This window comes from Streptomyces silaceus (assembly GCF_001419745.1).
GTDB lineage: Bacteria > Actinomycetota > Actinomycetes > Streptomycetales > Streptomycetaceae > Streptomyces > Streptomyces silaceus.
Genome location: NZ_LIRJ01000669.1, coordinates 1 through 4538, shown reverse-complemented (window position 1 = coordinate 4538; position 4538 = coordinate 1). Strand labels below are relative to the sequence as shown.

Here is a 4538-nt window from a genome sequence, read left to right as displayed (position 1 = left end):
CGCGTCGCCACCGCCCCGGCGCGCCCGCCGGGGCGGTGGCGACGCGTCAGTCGTCCTCGCCCCGCGCGGCGGAGTCGTGCCAGCGGGGGTCGTTCTCCCATTCGAGGTTGCGTTCCCGGGCCGTCTGCATCGCGTGGTCCGCCTCCTCGCGGGTGGCGTAGGGGCCCATGCGGTCCTTGCCCGGACAGTCCGGGCCCTCCTCGACCCGTCGGTGCTCCAGGCAGTAGTACCACTCGCCCGGCTTGCCCACGGTCCTCTTCTTGAACAGTGCCATGCCCCGCTCCTTTCGTCCCGCTCTCTGAGGCCATGCTGCCCCACCACGGCTGGCTAGACTCGCTGGCATGTCTGGCCAGTCACTGCTCGTACCAGGGGAGCTCTCTCCCATCCGTTCCGTACCCGGCGGCATCAGGCGCCCGGAGTACGTCGGGAAACCCGCCCCGACCCCGTACACGGGTCCCGAGGTGCAGACCCCCGAGACCATCGAGCTGATGCGCACCGCGGGCCGCATCGCCGCCCGCGCGATGGAGGAGGCCGCGAAGCACATCGCGCCCGGCGTCACCACCGACGAGCTGGACCGCGTCGCGCACGAGTACATGTGCGACCACGGCGCCTACCCCTCGACGCTGGGCTACCGCGGCTTCCCGAAGTCGCTGTGCAGCTCGATCAACGAGGTCATCTGCCACGGGATCCCGGACTCCACCGTCCTCAAGGACGGCGACATCATCAACCTCGACGTGACCGCGTACATCGGCGGCGTGCACGGCGACAACAACGCCACCTACCTCGTCGGCGACGTCGACGAGGAGTCGAAGCTGCTCGTCGAGCGGACCCGTGAGTCCCTCAACCGCGCCATCAAGGCCGTCAAGCCGGGCCGCCAGATCAACATCATCGGCCGCGTCATCGAGTCGTACGCCAAGCGCTTCGGCTACGGCGTGGTCCGCGACTTCACCGGCCACGGCATCAACTCGTCCTTCCACTCCGGCCTGATCGTCCCGCACTACGACAGCCCGCACGCCACGACCACCATCCAGCCCGGCATGACGTTCACGATCGAGCCGATGCTGACGCTCGGCACGCACGAGTACGACATGTGGGAGGACGGCTGGACCGTCGTCACCAAGGACCGGAAGCGGACCGCGCAGTTCGAGCACACGCTGGTGGTGACGGACACCGGGGCGGACATCCTCACCCTGCCCTGAGGCACCCCGGACGTCGTCTCCGGACCGCTTCAGCCCTCTTCGGAGCGCTTCCAGCCCTCTTCGGGCCGCTTCGCGGGAGATCCAGTTCCTTACGGTTCCCCGAACCGTGAGCGGGTAGCTTTTTTACCGACAGGACGTCGGGAACCAGTTGACTTAGGTAAGCCTAACTTGCCATGATCTGCGGCAGGGGTCGCGCTGGTTCCCGGCCATCCCGTCATTCCTCGGCTCCCTCCTGGAGGTCCCGTATGGACACGCCGCTCACGCCCTTCTCGACGGTCATCCGCACCGCGTCCCACGAGCAGCACACCGAAGCGGAGACCTCGTCCTTCATGAGCGACCTGCTCGGCGGCAAACTGGGCGTCGACGCCTACGCCCGCTACACGGAGCAGCTCTGGTTCGTGTACCGCGCCCTGGAGGACGGCGCCCAGGCCCTGCGCGAGGACCCCGTCGCGGGACCGTTCATACAGCCCGAGCTGCTGCGCGTGAGCGAGCTGGAGCGCGACCTCGCGCATCTGCGGGGCGCCGGCTGGCGGGAGGGCCTGACCCCGCTGCCCGCCACGGCGGCGTACGCGGCCCGGGTCGAGGAGTGCGCCCGCACCTGGCCGGGCGGCTATGTCGCCCACCACTACACCCGCTACCTCGGCGACCTCTCCGGCGGCCAGATCATCCGCGGCAGGGCCGAGCAGACCTGGGGCTTCGCGCGCAAGGGCGACGGCGTGCGGTTCTACGTCTTCGAGGGGATCCCCAACCCGGCCGCGTTCAAGCGGAGTTACCGCGAGCTGCTCGACGGCGTCGACGCGGTGGTCACGGACGAGCTGGAGAAGAAGCGGATCGTCGACGAGTGCAAGCGCGCGTTCGCCCTGAACACGGCGGTGTTCCGTGAGCTGGGGGACGAGTTCCCGCTGACCGCCTGACGGGGTGCCGTCCCGGGGTGGTGCCGCCCCCGGACCCCGTTCCCCGAACGCCGGAGGGGCCGAACCACTAGTCCGTCGGGCCGGCTTCCGTCAGCCGGACCCTTCCGCCCACCTCGATCAGGCCCCCCGGCCCCGGTGCCGTCAGGATCTGTGAGCCGCGTCCTTGCGTGATGTTGAGGGCGCGGCTCAGCTCGTGCGCGAGCAGGAGCGCCGCCGCGCCCGTCGCCTCGTCCTCGTCGATGCCGTCGTCGCGGCCCGGGAAGGCCCGCGCCCGCACCCGGCCCGCCGCCTCGTCCTCCCACGCCCAGGCGTAGATCCACTCCCCCGGCGGCGGCACGTCGAGCGCGTCGACCTCCGCCGCCGTCCCGTACTGCCGCAGCGTCCTGGGCGGCGCCCACTCGGCGCGTGCCGTGATCCAGCTGAACTCGCCGTCCTGGCGGGCCTCCACCACCCCGGCGGGCGTGACCAGTTCGGGCACGTCGAGGAGCCAGGACGTGCCGACGCAGGGGTGCCCGGCGAAGGGCAGCCGCAGCGTCGGCGTGTAGATGTCGATGACACCGCGCTCGGGGTCGTCCACGAACACCGTCTCGCTGAAGCCGAGTTTCCCGGCGAACTCCTGCCGGTCCTCCCGGACAGGCATGCGGGCCCCGTCGCGCACGACACCGAGTTCGTTGCCGTGCCGACCGTCGGGCCCGCAGAAAACACGTAGTACGTCGAATGGTTCAGTCACCCGGGCATTGAAGCATCACGCCCGAACGCCCGCGCGACGTCACATCGCCTCGGCGTCACGCCCCGTCGGCGTCACACCGCCTCGGCGTCCCGGCGCCGCCGAGCCACGACGACCGCGCCCGCACCCGCCGCGAGCGCCACCCCGGCCGCGCCGAGCAGCGCGACCGAGGGGACGGACGCGCCGGTGGACGCCAGCGATCCCGAGCCGCCGGCCGTGCCGCCGCCGACCGTGCCCCCGCCGCCCACCGAGCCGGAGCCCGTGGTGCCGGAACCGGAGCCGCCGCCCGCCTCGCCGCCCGCCTCGCCGCCGCCGGAGGGCAGTTCGGCGCCCGCGGAGGAGGACAGCGCGACCGTCACCGGGTCGATCCGCTGGCCCTCCTTGTACATCGAGCCGACGGCACCGTTCGCGAACTGCTTCGCGCCCTCCGCCGTGAAGGCCGCGGGGACCTTGTCGAGCAGGACGACGCCGTCCTTCTTCTCGTACGACACCTTGGAGAGGTCCAGCGTCGCGAACCTCACGTCGTTGTGCGTGCCCTTGGGCGTGGTGACGTCCGCGGTCAGCGTGCCCTTGGCGCCGTCCGCGCGGACCTTGAGGTCGCTGAACCTCATGTCGATGCCGTGCGCCTGGTACGCGAAGCGCACGCTGCCGCCGAAGGACGCGTCGATCTTCTTGGCGTCGGCGTCCACGTCGGCCTTGGCGTACGGGAAGGAGAATCCGCCGGAGACCTTCTTGGCGCCGCCCGCGACGGTGATCTTGCCGCCGCTGGAGATGTAGGTGCGGAAGGACTCCTTCAGGCCCCAGGAGAGGCGGCCGTCGACGATGCCCTCCGCGGGCTTCCCGGGCTGCCCGGTGCCGCCGGTCGGCTTACCGGTGGGGTCGCCGGTCGGCCCGTCCGTCCGGGTGTCCGTCGGCTTCGGCGACTGCGTGGGCTCGGCCGGGTCCGTCGGCTTCGGGGAGCCGGTGGGGGCGGGCGAGCCGGTCGGCTCGGTCGGCTTCCCGGTGGGCTCCTCGGTCACCGGGCCGCCCGCGGTCACCGTGAGCGTGGCCGGGTCGAGCTTCTCGCCCTCCTTGTACATGTTGTTGAACGCCTTGGCGCCGTTCGCGGTCAGCGCCGTCGGGATGTCCTTGAAGGTCATCGCGCCGCCCTCGCCCTGGCCGGGCCGGACCGCGCTCAGGTCGAGCGTGGCGAGGTCGATGTCGTTCTGGGTGGCGCCGTTGAGCGTCACGTCGGCCTGGATCGCGCCCGCCCTGCCCTCCGTACGGACCTTCAGGTCGGCGATTCTGATGTCGAACTGGTGGGCCTTGGAGGTGAAGCGGACGTTGCCCTTGAAGGCGGTGTCGGTGGCGTGCGTCCCGGTGTCGTACGTCCCCTTGCCCCCGGAGAACGTGAACACGCCGTTGTCCGGCGCCTGCTGGGCACCGTCCTTGGCCTCGATCGTGCCGAGGGCGATGGACGTGACGTACGTGCGGAAGGACTCCTTCACGCCCCAGTCCAGCGTGCCGTTCCTGAGCTCCAGCTTCGGCGGGGCGGCCTTGCCCCCGTCGGCGGCGAGCGCCGGCAGGGTCAGGGCGCTCGCGCCGAGCGCGACGGCGGTGGCGACGGCTGCGGCGAGGGTGAGGGGGCGGCGGGTGGCGGCCATGGTCAGGGTTCTCCTAGGGGTGAGACAGGGAGGTTCGGGGAGGGGTGAGGGCTGG

Annotated in this window: 5 protein-coding genes; 2 read left to right on the top strand and 3 right to left on the bottom strand. The window is 71.4% G+C overall.

Features of this window, described 5'->3' with window-relative positions; all coding sequences use genetic code 11:
• Nucleotides 1-46: 46 nt before the first annotated feature.
• The gene (locus AOK22_RS38480) at nucleotides 47-274 is read right to left on the bottom strand and encodes a hypothetical protein (RefSeq protein ID WP_055703275.1); all 228 of its coding nucleotides are present in this window, start codon (nucleotides 272-274) and stop codon (nucleotides 47-49) included.
• Nucleotides 275-341: 67 nt separating this feature from the next.
• On the opposite strand from AOK22_RS38480, the gene map reads away from it, so the two are divergent.
• Nucleotides 342-1199 (top strand): type I methionyl aminopeptidase, encoded by an 858-nt coding sequence (gene map / locus AOK22_RS38475; protein WP_055703274.1) that lies wholly within the window; start codon nucleotides 342-344, stop codon nucleotides 1197-1199.
• 245 nt (nucleotides 1200-1444) lie between these two features.
• Nucleotides 1445-2113 carry a biliverdin-producing heme oxygenase gene (locus AOK22_RS38470; RefSeq protein ID WP_055703273.1) on the top strand — a complete coding sequence of 223 codons (669 nt, stop codon included), beginning with the start codon at nucleotides 1445-1447 and terminating at the stop codon, nucleotides 2111-2113.
• A gap of 67 nt (nucleotides 2114-2180) precedes the next feature.
• Here AOK22_RS38470 and AOK22_RS38465 read toward each other — a convergent pair whose 3' ends face one another.
• Complete coding sequence (locus AOK22_RS38465) at nucleotides 2181-2843, bottom strand: PhzF family phenazine biosynthesis protein (protein WP_055703272.1); 663 nt, start codon at nucleotides 2841-2843, stop codon at nucleotides 2181-2183.
• Between the two features lie 71 nt (nucleotides 2844-2914).
• Nucleotides 2915-4483, bottom strand: a complete 1569-nt coding sequence (locus AOK22_RS38460; RefSeq protein WP_055703271.1) for an HtaA domain-containing protein — start codon at nucleotides 4481-4483, stop codon at nucleotides 2915-2917.
• Nucleotides 4484-4538: the final 55 nt, after the last annotated feature.